Origin of the sequence: Sphingomonas kyungheensis (assembly GCF_037120395.1) — a bacterium.
GTDB lineage: Bacteria > Pseudomonadota > Alphaproteobacteria > Sphingomonadales > Sphingomonadaceae > Sphingomonas > Sphingomonas kyungheensis.
The window spans coordinates 109,581-127,296 of record NZ_JBBBDM010000010.1 but is presented as its reverse complement, the minus strand read 5'-3'; the positions used below and the strand labels follow the sequence as shown (position 1 = coordinate 127,296).

The 17,716-nt window shown below is 67.5% G+C and carries 15 protein-coding genes; 6 read left to right on the top strand and 9 right to left on the bottom strand.

Going from position 1 to position 17,716, the window contains the following annotated elements:
* The 4 genes from bamA to V8201_RS15970 all read left to right on the top strand — a co-directional run.
* Positions 1-1,926, top strand: a 1,926-nt coding sequence (bamA, locus tag V8201_RS15985; protein ID WP_336545911.1) for an outer membrane protein assembly factor BamA, incomplete at its 5' end; no start/stop codon positions are given.
* Between the two features lie 151 nt (positions 1,927-2,077).
* Positions 2,078-2,902 carry a response regulator gene (locus V8201_RS15980; RefSeq protein ID WP_336545910.1) on the top strand — a complete coding sequence of 275 codons (825 nt, stop codon included), beginning with the start codon at positions 2,078-2,080 and terminating at the stop codon, positions 2,900-2,902.
* 123 nt (positions 2,903-3,025) lie between these two features.
* Positions 3,026-3,331: a hypothetical protein gene (locus V8201_RS15975; RefSeq protein ID WP_037531857.1), complete on the top strand. Its 306-nt coding sequence runs from the start codon at positions 3,026-3,028 to the stop codon at positions 3,329-3,331.
* Positions 3,322-3,516: a hypothetical protein gene (locus V8201_RS15970; RefSeq protein WP_037531856.1), complete on the top strand. Its 195-nt coding sequence runs from the start codon at positions 3,322-3,324 to the stop codon at positions 3,514-3,516. Before V8201_RS15975 ends, V8201_RS15970 begins: the two co-directional genes overlap by 10 nt.
* Positions 3,517-3,561: 45 nt before the next feature.
* Here the strand turns inward: V8201_RS15970 and V8201_RS15965 are convergent, their stop codons facing one another.
* From V8201_RS15965 to V8201_RS15925, 9 genes are all read right to left on the bottom strand, one after another.
* Positions 3,562-6,021: a TonB-dependent receptor gene (locus tag V8201_RS15965; protein ID WP_336545909.1), complete on the bottom strand. Its 2,460-nt coding sequence runs from the start codon at positions 6,019-6,021 to the stop codon at positions 3,562-3,564.
* Positions 6,022-6,216: 195 nt separating this feature from the next.
* Complete coding sequence (locus tag V8201_RS15960; protein ID WP_336545908.1) at positions 6,217-9,024, bottom strand: TonB-dependent receptor domain-containing protein; 2,808 nt, start codon at positions 9,022-9,024, stop codon at positions 6,217-6,219.
* A 457-nt stretch (positions 9,025-9,481) separates the two neighbouring features.
* On the bottom strand, positions 9,482-10,498 hold the full coding sequence (locus tag V8201_RS15955; protein ID WP_336545907.1) for an LLM class flavin-dependent oxidoreductase: 1,017 nt from the start codon (positions 10,496-10,498) through the stop codon (positions 9,482-9,484).
* A complete protein-coding gene (locus V8201_RS15950; protein WP_336545906.1) occupies positions 10,495-11,409 on the bottom strand; it encodes an ATP-grasp domain-containing protein in 915 nt (304 codons plus the stop codon). Before V8201_RS15950 ends, V8201_RS15955 begins: the two co-directional genes overlap by 4 nt.
* Positions 11,410-11,494: 85 nt before the next feature.
* Complete coding sequence (locus V8201_RS15945) at positions 11,495-12,079, bottom strand: ABC-type transport auxiliary lipoprotein family protein (protein ID WP_336545905.1); 585 nt, start codon at positions 12,077-12,079, stop codon at positions 11,495-11,497.
* 4 nt (positions 12,080-12,083) lie between these two features.
* Complete coding sequence (locus V8201_RS15940) at positions 12,084-13,046, bottom strand: MlaD family protein (protein WP_037531848.1); 963 nt, start codon at positions 13,044-13,046, stop codon at positions 12,084-12,086.
* A complete protein-coding gene (locus tag V8201_RS15935) occupies positions 13,046-13,975 on the bottom strand; it encodes an ABC transporter ATP-binding protein (RefSeq protein ID WP_037531846.1) in 930 nt (309 codons plus the stop codon). The genes V8201_RS15940 and V8201_RS15935 overlap by 1 nt, the downstream gene beginning before the upstream one ends.
* Positions 13,975-15,075: an ABC transporter permease gene (locus tag V8201_RS15930; RefSeq protein ID WP_037531844.1), complete on the bottom strand. Its 1,101-nt coding sequence runs from the start codon at positions 15,073-15,075 to the stop codon at positions 13,975-13,977. The genes V8201_RS15935 and V8201_RS15930 overlap by 1 nt, the downstream gene beginning before the upstream one ends.
* 82 nt (positions 15,076-15,157) lie before the next feature.
* Entirely contained in the window at positions 15,158-16,366 is a 1,209-nt protein-coding gene (locus tag V8201_RS15925; RefSeq protein ID WP_037531887.1) for a DUF445 domain-containing protein, read from the bottom strand.
* A 272-nt stretch (positions 16,367-16,638) separates the two neighbouring features.
* Between V8201_RS15925 and V8201_RS15920 the strand changes: the two genes are divergently transcribed.
* Positions 16,639-17,385 carry a suppressor of fused domain protein gene (locus V8201_RS15920; RefSeq protein ID WP_336545904.1) on the top strand — a complete coding sequence of 249 codons (747 nt, stop codon included), beginning with the start codon at positions 16,639-16,641 and terminating at the stop codon, positions 17,383-17,385.
* 146 nt (positions 17,386-17,531) lie between these two features.
* On the top strand, positions 17,532-17,687 hold the full coding sequence (locus tag V8201_RS15915) for a hypothetical protein (RefSeq protein ID WP_200870342.1): 156 nt from the start codon (positions 17,532-17,534) through the stop codon (positions 17,685-17,687).
* Positions 17,688-17,716 lie beyond the last annotated feature (29 nt).

The window sequence follows — 17,716 nt, the reverse complement described above, 5'->3', positions numbered from 1 at the left end:
CTGTCGTCGAACACCAGCTACGATCAGGACCGGCTCAACTACGACCAGCAGAAGCTGCGGCAATTCTACCTGACCGAAGGCTATGCCGACTTCCGCGTCACCTCGGCCGTGGCGGAGCTCACCCCCGACAAGCGCGACTTCATCATCACCTATGTGGTCGAGGAAGGGAAACGCTACAAGTTCGGCGACATCACCGTCGACAGCGAGATCCGCGACTTCGACAACACGAAGCTCGCCGCGTCGCTGCCGATCAAGAAGGGCGACTGGTACAATGCCAAGCTGGTAGAGACGTCGGTCGACCAGCTGAGCGAGGCGGCCGGCCTGTTCGGCTATGCCTTCACCGACGTGTCGCCCGACTTCCAGCGCGATCCCGAGACGCTGACGATGGGGATGAACTTCCACATCGCGCAGGCGCAGCGCACCTACATCGAGCGGATCGAGATCAACGGCAACACGCAGACGCAGGACAAGGTCGTCCGCCGCGAGATCCGCCTCGCCGAAGGCGACGCCTTCAACAGCTTCCAGGTCAAGCGCTCGCAGGATCGCATCAACAGCCTCGGCTTCTTCCAGGACAAGATGGAGATCAAGCAGAACCCCGGTTCCGCCGCCGACCGCGTCGTCCTCGAAACCAACGTCGAAGAAAAGAGCAGCGGCGAGCTGCAATTGTCCGTCGGCTATTCCAGCCTGGAAAGCTTCATCGCCCAGGCAAGCGTCACCCAGCGCAATTTCCGCGGCAAGGGCCAGGAGCTGCGGCTGAGCGCGAGCGTCTCGTCCTATTCCAAGTCGGTCAACGCCGGCTTCACCGAACCCTATCTGTTCGACACCAACATCGCGCTCGGCGGCGACATCTTCCGCCGCGATTACAGTTCGTACAGCACCTCGAGCAGTTCGGCGAGTTCCGCCTATGAACAGGTGACCACCGGCTTCCAGATCCGCGCCGGCATGCCGCTCAATGAATATTGGTCGCTGTCGGCTCGCTACGGCCTGTCCTACGATCAGGTCACGCTCGACGCCGACACGTATTATACCAACGGGGTGTGCGATACGGCGATCGCCGGCACCTATCTGTGCGATGCGGTCGGCAGCCGCTGGACCTCGTCGGTCGGCTATTCCTTGCTCTTCGACAGCACCAACAGCCGGCTGCGCCCGACCCGCGGCCGCCGCGTCACCTTCAGCCAGGATTTCGCCGGCCTGGGCGGCGACACGCGCTATATCCGCACCACCGCCAACGCCTCCCAATATATCGACCTGGGATCGAACTTCGTCTTCACCGCCCATGCCGAGGGCGGCTATATCAAGGGGCTGGGGCAGGACGTGCGGCTGACCGACCGTTTCTACCTCGGCGATCCGCAGATGCGTGGCTTCGACATCCGCGGCGTCGGGCCGAGCGTGACGCGCAGCTATTACGATACATCGACGGTGCCGGCGACGGTCACCGACAGCAGCACGACGACACGCACCGCGCTCGGCGGCACCGCTTATTACCAGACGCGGTTCGAACTCGAACTGCCGCTCGGCGCCGGCGCGCGCGAGCTCGGCCTGCGGCCGTCGATCTATCTCGATGTCGGCGCTGTGTTCGGCGGCACCAAGCCGACGCTGGTCGATACCTGTGCGGTCGCCAATGCCGCCGCGACCGCCTGCGTCGCGGGCACGCGGCAATATACCAACAGCGCCGGCGAGTTGCTCTATCTCGACAGCAGCGGCGCGACGACGACGACCAACACCGGCACCGCCTATACCTATACGCTCGGCAGCTATCGCGAGACCTATAGCGGCAATACCGCGCGGCCGCGTGTGTCGCTCGGCGTCGGCGTCAACTGGACCTCGCCGTTCGGGCCATTGCGCATCGATCTCGCCAAGGCGCTGGTCAAGTCACCGGGGGACGACACCAAGCTGGTGACGTTCAACGTCGGCGGGTCGTTCTAGGCGGAACGACCCGTCGCGCGTCACGAATCGGCACGTCCCCGATGCGATGATGCGGCACTGCAACATCCTGACATTTCGCTGACAAGCCAGCTTGCCAGATCATCGCAACGTAACGGCTCCGGCCGGGCCATCGCTGATCAGGACATGAACCATGACGAATGACACGCCCCCGCTCGGCCGCGCCGCCACCCCGCCGCCCGGCGCGGTGCCGCCCGACGCGCCGGCGGTGGTGATCGTCGACCAGGACGCCGGCGTGACCGCCGCGCTGGCGGAGATGCTGCTCGACAACGGCATCGGCGCGACGGCGGTGGCGAGCACGCATGCCCTGCTCGATCATCACCGGCTGCACCGCTGCGACGTCGTCATCCTCGACATGGCGGCCTGCGGCGACGGCGGACTGTCGGTGATGCGCTCGCTCACCGACGGACAGCGCAGCCCGGCGATCATCGTGATGACCAGGCTCGCCACCGAGGTCGACCGGATCGTCGCGCTCGAAATGGGCGCCGACGATTGCGTCGCGCGGCCGATCAGCCCGCGCGAGATGCTGGCGCGGGTGCGCGCGGTGCTGCGGCGGCGCAACCGGCTGTCGCGCGACGGCGTCCGCCCGATCGCGTCGACCGCGCTGCCGCCGGTCGAGGTCGCCTGCTTCGCCGGCTGGGCGTTCGACGTGCGGTCGCGCCGGCTGGTGTCGCCCGCCGGCGAGCCGGTGCCGCTGACCAACGGCGAATTCGGCATGCTCGCCACCTTCGTCACCGCGCCGCAGACGGTGCACAGCCGTGAGGAGCTGGTGCGCGCCTATGGCCGCGAATGGGGCAATCCGCATGATCGCTCGATCGACGTCAACCTCAGCCGCCTGCGTCGCAAGCTCGCGCTGCATGCCCGCGACGAGCTGATCCGCACGGTGCGCAACGGCGGCTATCTGTTCGTACCGATGGTCCATTATCGCCGCCCGGGCGAGACGGCGCTGGCGAATTAGGAAAATTGCAACAGGATTCGGATGTGGTCGCGGACATGCCCGCGAAATTCCGGGGACATGTTGCCCACATACAACAGTCTTCAGCGGCATGATTGCCCGCCCCCCTCGTCCAGGACCCTTGCGATGAACATGCATCCCCACCCGACGCCACCGCCCGACAGCGTGCCGCTGATCGACAATCCCTTCACCCCCGAGATTTTCGCGACCGGCATCTCCGGCCTGTCGGTGATCAACGGCATCGTCTGCATCACCGTCGAAAGCGCGCGCTGCGATCACACCAAGGCGCAGCCGGCGATGGAACGCGTCGTCGTCGGCCGGCTCGCGCTGTCGGTGCCCGCCGCGCAGGGGCTGCTCGCCGGCCTGTTCGACTTCATGGGCCAGCACGGCATCAACCCCCTCGTCACGAACGGAACCGTCACATGCCAGTAAGCTATCGCCCGAGCCTCGGCGCGGCGTGGATCGCCGCGGCGGGATCGCCCTCCTACCGGCTCGGCCATGGCGAGGCGCTGCCGCCGCTGCCGCGCGGCATCACCGGGCCGCATGCCGCGATGGCGCTGCTCGCCGGATCGCCGCTCGCCCCCGCGGTCGCGATCCGCTTCACGCCCCGGCCCTGACCGGACGCGGGCGGCCCGCCGCGAGAGCGCGCCGCCCGCCCGCCATCAGAAGCCCATGGTGAGCGTCGCCGACACCGCGCGCGGCGCGCCGATCTGCGCATAGGTCAGCGACGCGGTCGAGGTCGTGCCGCTGAACCCGCCGACGTACAAGGTGTCGAACAGGTTGCTGACGTTGAGCTGCAGATAGGTCTGGTCGTTGAGCCCGAGCGGCTCGAGCGAGAAGCGCGCATCGAGGTTGACCAGCGTATAGGCCGGCGCCTTCGCGCCATAGACCTGTACCCCGCCGATCACGACCGGCAGGTTCTGGTCGTTGACATAGCGTTCGCCGGTCCGCTTCGCCTCGATGCCGAGCCGCACCGGCCCGGCATGGCCCTCGACGCGGCCGCCGAACGTATAGGTCGGCGCCCCCGCCTCGCGCTTGCCCGCAGTCAGATAGGTGGTCGTCGCGCTCGCCTGCACGTCGTTGAGGATCTTCGACTTGAGATAGGAGCCGAACGCATAGAGCGTCAGCGCGCGCACCGGCCGGTAGCTGACGCTGCCGTCGACGCCATATTTGTGCACCGTGCCGAGGTTGCGGTAGATCGTCGTGTTGGTCTCGAGATCGTAGGACGACGCCAGCCGGTCGTGGAACACCGTGTACCAGCCGGACAGCTGCGCCTGGACGCGCCCCGCCTGATAGCGCAGCCCCGCGTCGAGATTGTCGGTCGTCTCGGGCTTCGCGCCCTCGGCGCCGCTGGTGCCCTGCGCATAATAGAAGCTGTTGTAGAGATTGTCGGTGCCCGGCACCTGCATCCCCTTCGAATAGTTCGCGAAGAAGGCGAGCGGCGCGGTCAGTTGATAGACCAGCCCGGCGCTCGGCAGCACCCGGCTGTAGTGGAAGAGGCGATTCTGCGGCCCCTGATAAGTGGGATAGGCCGCGGCGATGATCGCATCGGTCGCGGCATTCCGGCCCGAGCAGATCAGCGCTCCGCTCGCGCTGGTCGTGAAACAATAATTGGTCAGGTCGCGCGTGAAGAAGGGCGCGCGCACGCCGGCGGTGAGCGTCAGCCGGCTGTCGAGGAAGCGGCCGCGATATTCGCCGAACGCCTGGTTGAGGATCGCCTTCGACAGGCGGTCGCGCTTCTGCAAGGCGGTGCCGGTCGAATCGAGCAGCGGCGCTTCGCTCGGGAAGGGCGTGCTGGCGAGGCCGTAGCCGTTGATCGTGGTCAGCTCGCCGGTCTGGCGGTGCCGCCCGTAATCGAGGCTGTAGCCGATCCGCACCGTCTGGAACGGATTGAAATCGTAGCGCAGACCGAGGTTGAGCAGATAACGGTCGGTATGGGTGGTGCTCGGCGCGCTGACCAGCACAGTGTCGTTGGTGTCGCCGTCGCCGTTGAGGTCGACCCCGCCGAAATAGGGCGTGCTGCCGACATAGCCCGCGACGCGCTGGCCGCCGATCGTCGCAAAGCCCTCGTTCGCGGTCGCGGTGCCGCCGCCGTTGGCGAGCGTATAGGCATAGGCCGCATCAACCGTCAGCACGAGCCGGTCGGCGAGCGTGAAGCGCGAATTGACGCGGACGTTGGCGGTCTTCGACGGATTGTAGCGATAGTCATAGGCACCGAAGCCGCACGCCACGCCGGCGCTGCTGACGCAATCGGCGACGTCGTAGAACCGCTCGGCGCGGGTCAGCGGAAAGCGGTTGCCCGATCCGGTGCCGACGCTGCCGCCCACGGTGCTGAGCGGCACCGAACCGAAGAAGTTGTTGATGTTGCGGTTGTAGTGCCCGGCGATCGAGATGAAGTCGCCGTTGCTGCCGATCGGCTGATACACTTTGGCGTTGAACTGCGTCTTGTCGATCTTGCCCTTGTCGGTGAAGACGACATCGTTGGTCGACTTGCTGCCCGACAGCAGCAGGCGGGTGCCGAACGGGGTGATGACGCCGGTGTCGACCACGCCGAAGATCCGCATGAAGTCATAGTCGCCGACCGATCCGGCGACGCGGACGTGGAAGTCCTCGCTCGGATTGCGCGTCTGATAGTTGATCGTCGATCCGGTCGCCGAGGCGCTCGGACTGTCGACATCGGTCGAGCCGAGGCTGACGGTCGCCTGGCCGATCAGCTCGGGGTCGAGCTGCTGGTTGGAGTATATGGCGTAATTGCCGGTATCGTTGAGCGGAAAGCCGTCCCACATCTGCGACACGCGGCTGCCGTCGAAGCCGCGGATGCTGATCGTCCCGCCCGCCGATCCATAGGGATCGTTGTTCTGGAAGCTGACGCCCGGCAGCATGTTGAGCGTGTCGTTGATCGTCTGGCCCGGCGTTTCATGCTGGATGAAGCTGCTGTCGAGGCCGACCTTCGCCTTGGCGGTCGCGGGCAGCGTCACGCCGCCGACATTGGCGTCGGCCGCCTTGCCGGTGACGACGATATCGTCGAAGTCCTGCGTGCCCGTGGTCTGCGCCAGAGCCGGCGCGGCAAGCAGGGAGAGAGAGCAGCCGAGAAGGCCGCGGGTCAGATGAACCTGTTTCACAGTTGTTTCCCGAGTTGGCGGTGTCCAGCACGCCGCCCGGGCGGAGCCTCTAACCCGGGGCATTGACCACGGAATGTCCGCTATGTTGCGGTCACTCCGTGGAATGTTACGCGACATTGGCGCTTTATGACGCTTTTGTGACGCATTTGGCTTGCGACCCCGCCACCCGTCGGCGCGGCGGGGTCGCGGGCGGGCCTACAGCTTGACGCTGGTGCTCATGAAGAAGGCACGACCATAAGGATCATAGGTCGACGGATAGGTGTTCGCCTGCTCTTGATTGTCGCCGAGGATCGGCGGCTTGCGGTTGAACATGTTGTTGACGCCGACCGAGAAGGTGAAGCCCGGCTTGACGTCGAACGCCGCCGTCAGGTCGAAATAGTCATAGGGCTTGATCCGCTCGACCGTATAGGTCGTCGTATCGTCGTCGTCGCGCACCGCGGACAGATGGCGATAGAGGACCGATACGGTGATCGGGCCGGTCGCATAGGTGGTGCGCCCCGACAGCCGCCATTTGGCATAGGGGTTGCCGCAACTGATGCCGAACTTGCCTGCGCAGTTGAGCGTCAGGTCAGGGATCGCGGCGAGCGGGTTATAGTCGAAGGCGATCAGCCGCGTGCCGCTGAATCGGAAGTCGAGCCGGCTGGTGCTGCTGCCGAACGCGCCGAACGCCAATGGCAGGCCGTAGCGCGCCTCGAAGTCGACGCCGCGCGTCTTGACGCCGCCGGTGTTCGACAGCGTGTTGACCGCATCGGTGATCGCATAGCTGTTGGCGTCACGCGGCAGCGAGGCGCAATAGCTCGCATTATAGGCGGTATAGCCGTTGGTGGCGTCGCCATAACAGGCGCGGATCAGATTGGCCGTACCTGCCGAGGCGATATAGTTGGCGATCTTGATCTTGTAATAATCGGCGGTGAACGAGAAGCCGCGCAGGAAGGTCGGCTGGAGGACGATGCCCGCGGTATAGGTGTCGGACGTCTCCTCGCGCAGCGCGGCATTGCCGCCGGTCACCGTCTGGATCTGCGTGCTGCCGCCGTCATAGGCGGTGCCGAGCAGCGCCGCCGGCACGCCGGTGGCGATACAGCTCGCGCGCAGATTGGCGTTGGTCACCGCCACCGCGAGCGTGCACGGATCGGTCGCGGTCGGGAAGTCCTGCGCCGAGCCGCTGTACAGATTGGCGACGGTCGGCGCGCGCACCGCCCGCGCATATTGGCCGCGGAAGGAGAGATCCGCGATCGGCGCCCACACCGCGCCCGCCGAATAGGTGTTCACCGACTTGGCCGCGGTCGAATAATAGGAATAGCGATAGGCGCCGTTGATCTCGAGCTTGTGGATCAACGGCTTGTCGGCGAGCAGCGGCACCGCGACCTCGGTATACAGCTCCTTGACGTCATAGCCGCCGCTCAGCCCCTCACCGGCGTTGAAGCCGACGACGTCGCCCGACGACAGCGAGAAATCCGGGCTGTAGACGCCGTATTCCTTGCGATATTCGGTGCCGAACACGATGCCGACCGGCCCCGCGCCGAGGTCGAACAGATTCTTGTTGGAGATCGACGCGCTCGCCACCTGTTCGGTGATCGTGCTGCTGTTCTGCACCGGGATGGTGATGAACGCCGCCGCCGCGGAACTGATGTTGCCCGCGCCGAAGATGTTGAGCGGCACGCAGCCGTTGCTGCTGTCCGAACAGACGAGATTGCCGCTCGAATCATAGGTGGTGCGCAGCGCCTGGAGCACGCGGCTGCGCGAGACGTTGCCGGTCTGCGTCTCGTCGGAGCGGGTGCGGGCATAGCTGTAATAAGCGTCATAGGCCCAGCCGTGACCGATATCGCCGTTGGCGCCGAGCACCGCGCGATAGGCGGTATTGTCGACGCTCGAGATGCGGTTGCCGACCTCGGTCAGCCGGCGGTAGATCGTCGAGGTGACATAGCCGTCGCCATCGGTGTCGAGCCCGGTGAGCAGCGCGCGCGACGACGCCGACAGGAACGACGAATCGACGTCGAGCGCGGCCGATCCGGTGAACGGCGTCGGCGCGAGCTGGTTCTTGACGCGGTTGTTGATCAATTGCCCTTCGGCATAGACGTTGAGTGCCGGGCTGACCTCGTAATGCGTCTGCGCGCTCATCAGGAACCGCTTCTGCGGCACCTGCAGATAATTGTAGGGCGCGTAATTATAGGCGTCGCTCGCCGCGCTGTAGGCGCTGTAGCTGCCGTCGGCGTTGAACTTGCGGTTGACGCCGCCGATCGCGAAGCGCGTGCCCTCGATCGATCCCGATCCGCCGGCGATCAGATTGCCGTCGCCGTCGTCGACCAGCGCCTGCCGCGAATAGGCGCGCTGCCCCTGCAATATCCCGTCGCGCTTGGTATAATCGAAATAGAGCGTCGCATTGCCGCGCCCGTCGGCGAAATTGCCGCCGAGCAGCAGGTTGGAATTGAACGTGCCGCCGTCACCCGCCTCGTTGATGCGGTAATTGGCGTTGGCCTGCACGCCGGTGAAGTCTTTCTTCATGACGAAATTGACGACGCCCGCGATCGCATCCGACCCGTAGATCGCCGACCGGCCGCCGGTGACGATGTCGACGCGCTCGATCAGCCCGGCGGGGATGGTGTTGAGATCGACGATCTGGCTCGAATCATACGATACGTAGCGGCGGCCGTTGACCAGCACGAGCGTCCGCGACGCGCCGAGGCCGCGCAGATCGGTGGTGGCGACGCCGCCGCCCGGATTGTTCGAGGCCGAGGTGATGCTCGGCACCAGCTGCGGCAGGTCCTTCAGGATGTTCTCGACGTTGACCTGGCCGGACAGCGCGATCTCGCGCGCGCTGACCACCGCGATCGGCGAGGATTGGTCGAGCGCCGCTCCGCCGAGCCGAGAACCGGTGACGACGATCTCGTCCTGCGGCGCCGCCTCGGGCGCGGTCTGCGCGTCGGCGGTGGCGGCGACGGCGGTGGCGTCGCTCTGGCACCATGCCGGCGTCGCACAGCCCAGCAGCAGCGTCGTGGCCAGCAATCGTCGACGGTGAACCCTTTGCATATCTTTACTCCACACCAGTCCTGAGATGGCGGCCCACCCTTATCGGGGATAATGGTACCGAACGTCAGGCATGCGGGCGAAGCAGATCGGGATCAACCGACTGACATCGATCGGGTCTATTACGCTGCAACGGCGTGCTGATCCCGCAACTGTTCTTATCAGGACCTTGCCGGCGGGTCACGCCGCGTATCATTTATTACGATGATGGGAGAAATGTTGCCGGTCATGTCACACGGCCGCGCGGCGTTCGGCCGGCCGCCGCGATCCGGTCGTTGCCGTTCTGCACGTCCATCAATGCGCATCCACCCGGACACGCCGATGCCAGCTCTCCGCGCATCAGGAGATTCGGCATCCGGATGGGACGACCGCCCAACCGGCGGGGCGGCATCGGCCCGACGCGCGGCGCTTGCCCGCGCGAGCCGGTCGGTCGATCCTATGCCGTCCCCATCACCTGCACCGCGAACCGCTCCATCTCCTCCGCCTGCGGGCTCATCTGGAGCAGCAGCAGGTCGAGCCCGGCCGCCTCATATTCGGCAATCCGCTCCTTCAGCTGTTCGGGGGTGCCGACCAGATTGGGGCGCAGGCCGCGGTTGGAGACGGCATATTCCTGCAACTTCAGCTCGCGCTCGAGCTGCGTGCCCGACAGCCACTGGTCGAAATTGGCGTAACCGGCCGGCAGATCGGTGACGGTGGTGATCCGTTCGAGCTCGCGCTGCGCCTCCGCCTCGCTGTCACGGACGATCGCATAGGCGGCCATGCCGAACTGCATCGGCGCCCCGCCCGCCGCGGCACGCCGCGCGCGCATGTCGGCGATCTTGGGCGCGATCGCCGCGACCGGGTCGCCATGCATGACATAGGCGTCGCATTGCGAGGCGATCATCGCCTTGGCCTTCTCGCTCTCGCCGCCGGCATAGACGGTCGGCCGCCGGGCCGGCTTGGGCGCGCAGATCGCCTCCTCGGTCCGGTAGAAGTCGCCCGCGAAGCTGAACCGCTCCTCGGTCCACAGCCCGTCGACCACCTGCAGCCATTCGCGGGTGCGCGCATAGCGATCGTCATGCTGATCGAACTGCAGGCCATATTGCCGCGCCTCGTCCGCCCACCAGCTCGACACGACGTTGAGCGCCAGCCGCCCGCCCGAGATCCGGTCGATATTCGCCGCCGCCTTGGCGAACAGCGCGGGATGGTGGAAATTGGGCCGCACCGCGACCATCAGCTCGATCCGCTCGGTCACCGCGGCGAGCGCGGCGGCGGTCGACCAGGCGTCGAGCGCGGGCTGGTCGACGCCCTTGATGTCGTTGAGGTTGAGCTCGGCGATCAGCGTGAGGTCATAGCCCCAGCGTTCGGACGCCTGGGTCAGCCGCTTGGCATAGTCCCAGTCCGCCGCCATTCCCTCGTCCGGCACGTTGCGCAGCCAGCCGCCGAACACCGGCATCCAATATCCATATCTCATCGCCTCGTCTCCGCCAGCATCGCCGTCAGCCAGTCGACCAGCCGCGCATGCGGGTCCCAGCCGAGTACCTCCAACGGTCGGGCGACGAAATTGGACAAGGCGTTGATGTCGTAGAAGCGCGCGACGCCGTCGCGATCGTCGATCAGCACCTCGACCCCGCCGACGTCGATCCCCGCCGCCGCAACGATCGCCTCCGCCGCCGCGATCAGGCTCGGATCGGGATCGACGCGCGTCATCGTGATCGTCGGCTTGCCGGGCAATGCGCAGGCATCCGCCGGACAGAGATCGAAGCTGCCGCCGCCGTCGACCTCGATCGCATAGAGGAAGCGGCCGCCGAGCGTCTCGATGCGGATGATCCGGTCGCCGCGCGCCGGGGCATATTCCTGCGCGAGCAGCACGCGGTCGATACTGTCGGGCACGCTGCCGTCCGCGACCGCGGCGGCGAGCGCGGCGGCATCGTCATAGCGGACGATCCCCGCCCCGGACCCGCCGATGTTCGCCTTGACGACGATCGGGAAGCGCAGCGCAGCCGCCGCCGCGGGCAGGTCGGCGGCGCGATGGACGACGCGCGTCGCCGGGATCGCGAGGCCGAGGCCGGCGATCAGCGACAATTGCCGCGCCTTGGACGAATCGATCGCCAGCGCATGCGCGCCGTTGAGCACGCGCGCCCCCCGCGCCTGCCATTGCGCCAGCGCCGCGGCGGCGTGGAAGATCGGATGCTCCGGCGCGCGCAGGAAGCTCGACATGGCGATGCGGTTGAACACCAGCGGCGCCGGCGGCGCGGCGGCGGCGGGATCGAAGGCGAAGCCGTCGGCATGGATCGCGGTATAATCGATGCCACGCGCGTCGAGCGCGGCGAACAGCGGCGCGAACCACTGCGGATGTTCGTACAGGATGGCAAGATCAGGCATAGCAGCGACGCCTAGCGTAAGGCCGCGCCATCCGGACGGCCAATTTTGATTGCACCCCAGCTAGTTACGCTTGTCGAACCGCCGCTCAGCCGGCGACCCAGGCCGCCACCTCGACCGCGACCTGATTGGCCGCCTGGCTGATCGCCGTCCCCGCATTGGCGGCGTCGATCGTCTGCACCGGGACGCGCGCCTCGAACCGGCGCTTCTCGACCGTGTCCTGCCCGGCGCGGGTCAGCGCCGCGTCATAGGTCACCACCGCCTCGCGCGTCGTCGCATCGAGCCCGAAGCGGCGCAGCTCGCCGGCGAGCGTCGCACTCGGATCGCTGATCGACTGGACCGTCGACAGCACCACCATGTTGCTGCGCGCCGACACCGTGTCGGACAGCAGGCGGGCGAACAGCCGCGCCGGCGGCTCGGCCCATTGCGCGTCCTTGACATAGGCGATGCTGGTCGGCGTCGCCTGGACCGGCACGCGGGCGCCGGCGATCGCGGTCGGCGTCGTCGGCACCTGGATGGTGATCGAGCGCGCCTTGGCGGAATTCTGGTCCGCGCCCACCGCCGGCGCCGACGTCGCCTCGATCGTCAGCAGCGAGGGCGGCGGCTTGGCGCCGAAGCTGATGCAGCCGGCGAGCGGCAGCGTCGCGGCGAGGATGAGGAGCCTGGTCTTCATGATCTCACTTGCCCTTGTAATCGGGGAGCTTCTGCTGACCGATCAGCGAGCTGGCGCCGCCCTGATCGACCTTGTCGGCGATCGACGACAGCGCCGTCGCGGTGACGCGCAGATCGCGCACCAGCCGGTTCGCCTCCGGGATCGTCTGCTTGGAGAAGGTCTGCAGGCCCGGCCGTGCGTCCTGGATCGCCGCATTGAGCGTCTCGGCGCTCTGCTGCGCCGAGGCGATCGCCTTGTTGAGGTTCTGCATCGTCGGCTTGACGTCCTGCGCGATCAGGCCGTTGGTCGTCTCGGCGAGCTTGCCGATCTGCTGCGAGGCATCGCCCGCCTGCTGGATCGCGATGCGCGTCTGCGCCAGCGTCGCCGCGATCTCCGGCCCGCGGTCGGCGAGCGCGCCCGACAGGCGGTTGGTGTTGTCGAGGATGCCGGCGATCGACGCCTGGTTGCGATCGGTGAGCAGCCCGGTCAGCCGCTCGGTCAGCGTCGACAGCCGCTCGAGCAGCTGCGGTGCCGAATTGAGGATCGCGCCGATGCCGCCCTGCTTGGTCGGGATCACCGGCACGCCATAGGGGCATTGCGTCGCATCGGGATGATCGGGACAGGCGATCGGCACCGCGCCCTTGCGCGCGCCGTCGAGCGCGACGGTGCTGGTGCCGGTGAAGCTGCCCTGGATCGTCGCGGTGGTGCCTTGGAGGATCGGCGTCTCGTCCTTCACCGTCACCCGTACGCGGACGAACTGCGGATCGGGCTTCCACAGCGCGATCGCCTTGACCTGTCCGGTCGGCACGCCCGAATAGGTAACCGTCGACCCCTTGGCGAGGCCGTCGACCGACTGTTTGAAGAAGATGTCGTATTCGCGCTCGGAGGCGCTGCCCAGGCGGGCGATCCAGACGGTGAAGACCGCCAGCGCGGCGAGCAGGATCAGCACCACCGCGCCGACGATCACATGGTTGGAACGGGTTTCCATCAGTCGGTCCCTACAGGGGGTCGGGCCGGGTCGGCCGGTTCGGTGGTGGTGGCCGCGGCCGGACTTGCCGCGATCTGCTGCGTCTTGACCTCGGTCGGATGCTGGCTGGCGTCCTGCGCCTCCTGCGTCGCGATCGCGGCGCGACCGCGCGGACCCTTGAAATATTCCTCGATCCACGGGTGATCGAGCGCGAGCAGTTCGTCGATCGTACCGACCGCGATCACCTTCTTGTCGGCGAGCACCGCGACCCGGTCACAGATCGCATAGAGCGTGTCGAGATCGTGGGTGATGAGGAAGACGGTGAGGCCGAGCGTCTTCTGCAACGACTTGGTGAGCTGGTCGAACGCCGCCGCGCCGATCGGATCGAGCCCGGCGGTCGGCTCGTCGAGGAACAGCAGTTCGGGATCGAGCGCCAGCGCGCGGGCAAGGCCGGCGCGCTTCTTCATGCCGCCCGACAGTTCGGACGGATATTTGGGGCCGGCATCGGGGGACAGGCCGGTCATCACCACCTTATAGGCGGCGATCTCCGCCATCAGCGCCGGATCGAGCCCGCCGTAGAATTCGCGCAGGGGCACCTGGACGTTCTCGGAGACGGTCAGCGTCGAGAACAAGGCGCCGCCCTGGAACAGCACGCCCCAGCGCTTGCGGATCGCGGTCGCCTCGGTCTCCTCGCGGCCGATCGTCGGTTCGCCGAACACGGTGATCTCGCCCGCCACCGGGGTCTGCAAGCCGATGATCGATCGCATCAGCACCGATTTGCCGGTGCCCGACCCGCCGACCACGCCGAGGATCTCGCCGCGCCGCACGTCGAGGTCGAGCCCGTCGTGGATCACCGATTCGCCGAAGGCATTCTTCAGCCCGCGGACCTGAATGATCGATTCGTCGCGCCCCGAGTCGCGCGGGCGGGCCGATGCCGGGGTGTTGGCCATCAGTTCCACCCCACCCAGGTGAAGAACACCGCGAAGAAGGCGTCGAGCACGATGACGAGGAAAATCGCCTGCACCACCGCCGACGTGGTGCGCTGGCCGACCTGCTCGGCGTCCGATTCGACCAGCATGCCCTGGAAACAGCCGGCGATGGCGATGATCGCCCCGAACACCGGCGCCTTGATCAGGCCGATATAGAGGTCGGTGATCGGCACCACCTCGCGGATGCGCTGGATGAAGGTCACCGGCGGAATGTCGAGCGACACCCAGGCGAGCAGCCCGCCGCCGACGATCGCGATCAGCGACGAATAGAAGCCGAGCAGCGGCATCAGCAGCACCGCGGCGATCGTCCGCGGCAAGACCAGCGCCTCCATCGGCGAGACGCCGATCGTCCGCATCGCGTCGATCTCTTCGGTCAGCTTCATCGTGCCGAGCTGCGCGGCAAAGGCCGAACCCGAGCGGCCCGCGACCATGATCGCGGTCATCAGCACGCCGAGCTCGCGCAGCGTCAGCCGGCCGACGAGGTTGATCGTGAACACCTCGGCCCCGAACTGCCGGAGCTGCACCGCACCCTGTTGCGCGATGACGATGCCGATCAGGAAGCTCATCAGCCCGACGATCGCCAGCGCCTGCACGCCGACCACCTCGAACCGGTGGACGGTCGCGTTGAAGCGGAAGCGGCTGGGGTGGCGGACGACGTTGACGAAGGCGATCGTCGTCGCCCCGAGGAAACCGAGCAAGCCGTAGAGCGTGCGGAAGGTGATCACCACCGCATCGCCGATCTCGCCGAGCAGCTTGCTGAACGCATTGCTCGGCCGCACCGGCATCGCCACCGGGCGATCCGCCGCGACCACCGAATCGAGAAGATAGCGGCCGTCCGCGTCGAGCCCCTCGATCGACGCCTGATGCCGCGTCGCCAGCCGGTGGACCAGCCAGGCGCCGACGGTGTCGATCCGGTCGATGCCGCTGAGGTCGATGCTGCGCACCGGGCCGCTCACCGCGTCGAGCCGGTCGGGCAGATCGCCCAGCGTGCGCAGCAGCAGGTCACCGGAAAAGCGAAGGGTTCCGCCGCTGTCCTGCTCGAATTCGGCTGTGGCGCTCATCGCCTGCGCTTGTGAGCCAAGTTCCGACCTTCGGCAAGGCGTTTATCATACGCGACGGTTGGGTTGACCGGACAGGCTGGGTTCACAGCAGCACGTCGACCGCATGGATGATCAGGCCGACCAGACCACCCACCAGGGTGCCGTTGATGCGGATATATTGCAGGTCGCGGCCGACCGCATTCTCCAGCCGGCTGGTGATCGTGCGGGCGTCCCAGCCGCGTACCGTCTCCGACACCAGCCGGACGATGCCGTCGCCATAATCCGCGGCGATGCCGACCACCGCGCGACGGACGAAGCGGTTGATCGTCCGCGCCAGCCGAGGATCGTGGGTCAGCGTCTCGCCGAGCTGGCGCAGCATGTCGCCGAGCTGCCCCTGCATCGCGCTTTCCGGATCGCGCGCGATCCGCAGCAGCGCGGCGCGCGCCGATTCCCACAGGCCGTCGAGCCAGCGCTGCATCGCCGGATTGGCGATCAGCTCGACCTTCATCGCCTCGACCCGCGCGCGCATCGCCGGATCGAACTGCAGGTCCCAGGCGAGCCGGTCGAGCCCCTCCTCCGCCTTGAGCCGCAACGGATGCTGCGGATCCTCGGCCATGTCGGCGACGAGCTTGTCGAGCCCGGCGATCAACTTGTCCGCGACCGTCTCGTCGAGCCCGGTCCAGCGCAGGATCGATCCGGCGCGTTCGTGCACCATCGCGCGGATCAGATGTTCGTTGGCGGCGAGCGCCTTCGCGCCCCAGCGGATCGCGCTGTCGAGCAGCGGCGCGTGCCGCTGTTCGGCGATCGCCGCCTGCATCATCCGGCCGAGGATCGGCGATACGTCGGTGGCGCGCAGCCGCGCGGCGATCCCAGCCTTGACCATCCCGCCGAGCCGCTGCGGGTCGAGCCCGTCGAGCACCTGCGCGACCAGCTTCGATGCGCCCTGGCGGAAGCGTCCGCCGGCGCCCTCGGGCGGATCGGTCAGCCAGCGCGCGATCGCGGTGGCGACGTCGACGCGCCGCATTCGCCGGCCGATCACCGCCGGCTGGAGGAAGTTGGCGCGCAGGAATTGCGCGAGCGTATCGCCGATCCGGTCCTTGTTGCGCGGGATGATCGCGGTGTGCGGGATCGGCAGCCCGAGCGGATGCCGGAACAGCGCGGTCACCGCGAACCAGTCGGCCAGCCCGCCGACCATCGCCGCCTCGCTGAACGCCTGGACGAACCCCCAGCCGGGATAGGCGGGGGCGAGATGACGGCTGACGAGGAACAGCGCCGCCATCGCCACCAGCAGCCCGACGGCGATCCGCCGCATCGCGACGAGAGCGGGCGGAGCCGCCTCGGTGGCGCTGCGGGGACGGGTGTTCATGGGCGAAACAATCCGCGAGCGGCGGGGAAGTTCAAGTGGGATCGCGTTCGGTTTGCGCATCCCCCCCCCCCTGCCGATGGCGGCGGCCACTCGCATACCGCCGGGTCGCGTCGCACCGGCACCGCGGATTCCGTCAGGTGCGGCACGAGGGCGCTGCCCGGTCAACGGCTTGCCGGTGCGGCGTCGACAGCCTTTCGCGCCGCTCCTAGCCTCGCGTCATGACCGAAGGCGACGATGCGGCCACCGCCGGCTGGGATGCGATCCGGGCCGCGTGCACGCACCTCTATCCGCAGCAGGAGCCCAGACATTATGGGTCGAGCCTGCCATTCGGCTTCGACGGCAATCCGCTCGACGGGATCAGCGCGTGGAAGCGTGCCGAGCCGATTCCGCATCGGCATTGCGTCGGCTTCGGCCTCACCGACCTCTATAGCAAAGACAGCGAGGACGAGGAGGCCAGCGGCCACGGCTTCGAACTGACCTTCCGTCTGCGCTGCGATCCGGCGGACGAGGACCCGCCCGGGTGGGCGATCAGCCTAATGCAGAATCTGGCGCGCTACGTCGTCACCTTGGGCAATGCCCTGCGCGACGGCGAGTGGATGGCCCGCAACGGATCGATCGCGCTCGACACGGACACGCAGTTGCGGGGGCTCGCCTTCGTCGCCGACCCGAAGCTGCCGCCGATCGCGACGCCGAACGGCAGCGTCGCCTTCGTCCAGATCGTCGGCCTCATCCTCGAAGAGATGGAGGCGGGCAAGCATTGGCAGACGCGCGGGGTGCTGGCGGCGCTGCTGCCGCACCTGCCGCTCTGGATCACCGATCTCGCGCGCGCCTCGCTGCTCGACCGGCCCGACGTACGAGACGCCGTGGAGACGGGGCGCGATCGCGACGGGTCGTCGATGGGGATGCTGTTCGTGCCGACGGTCGCCTGCTCGCAGCAGGGCGACCCGTCCGCTCCACGACACTGATCCGGATCGGCGCGGGTCAGGTCGAGACCCTGCTCGCGCTGCGGCTGCCGTTCGGGCGGGACCTGCTGCTGCTCGATACGGACGACGCGATCCGGTTCGCCGCGGGCGAGGCATCGAGGATCAACGCGCAGGCCCGGCCGCCGTGCGTGACGCTCGATCGGGGCGGGCTCGACCAGTTACGCGACACGCTGCGTCCGGTCAGCGGCGCCTATCGCCTCGACGCGCTGCCCGGCGTCGTCTGGCAGATCGAGCGCACCGACATCCGCGACGCGAGCGGCGCGGTGATCCGCTCGGTCGGCTGAACGTCCGCCGGCCGATCCGTCGCCGGCGG

Excerpts from the sequence above, each read along its gene's own strand:
- V8201_RS15920 (WP_336545904.1), top strand. The coding sequence starts at position 16,639 with ATGACCGAAGGCGACGATGCGGCCACCGCCGGCTGGGATGCGATCCGG.
- V8201_RS15970 (WP_037531856.1), top strand. The coding sequence starts at position 3,322 with ATGCCAGTAAGCTATCGCCCGAGCCTCGGCGCGGCGTGGATCGCCGCG.
- V8201_RS15955 (WP_336545907.1), bottom strand. The coding sequence starts at position 10,498 with ATGAGATATGGATATTGGATGCCGGTGTTCGGCGGCTGGCTGCGCAAC.
- V8201_RS15980 (WP_336545910.1), top strand. The coding sequence starts at position 2,078 with ATGACGAATGACACGCCCCCGCTCGGCCGCGCCGCCACCCCGCCGCCC.
- V8201_RS15925 (WP_037531887.1), bottom strand. The coding sequence starts at position 16,366 with ATGCGGCGGATCGCCGTCGGGCTGCTGGTGGCGATGGCGGCGCTGTTC.
- V8201_RS15950 (WP_336545906.1), bottom strand. The coding sequence starts at position 11,409 with ATGCCTGATCTTGCCATCCTGTACGAACATCCGCAGTGGTTCGCGCCG.
- V8201_RS15940 (WP_037531848.1), bottom strand. The coding sequence starts at position 13,046 with ATGGAAACCCGTTCCAACCATGTGATCGTCGGCGCGGTGGTGCTGATC.
- V8201_RS15975 (WP_037531857.1), top strand. The coding sequence starts at position 3,026 with ATGAACATGCATCCCCACCCGACGCCACCGCCCGACAGCGTGCCGCTG.
- V8201_RS15935 (WP_037531846.1), bottom strand. The coding sequence starts at position 13,975 with ATGGCCAACACCCCGGCATCGGCCCGCCCGCGCGACTCGGGGCGCGAC.
- V8201_RS15930 (WP_037531844.1), bottom strand. The coding sequence starts at position 15,075 with ATGAGCGCCACAGCCGAATTCGAGCAGGACAGCGGCGGAACCCTTCGC.
- V8201_RS15945 (WP_336545905.1), bottom strand. The coding sequence starts at position 12,079 with ATGAAGACCAGGCTCCTCATCCTCGCCGCGACGCTGCCGCTCGCCGGC.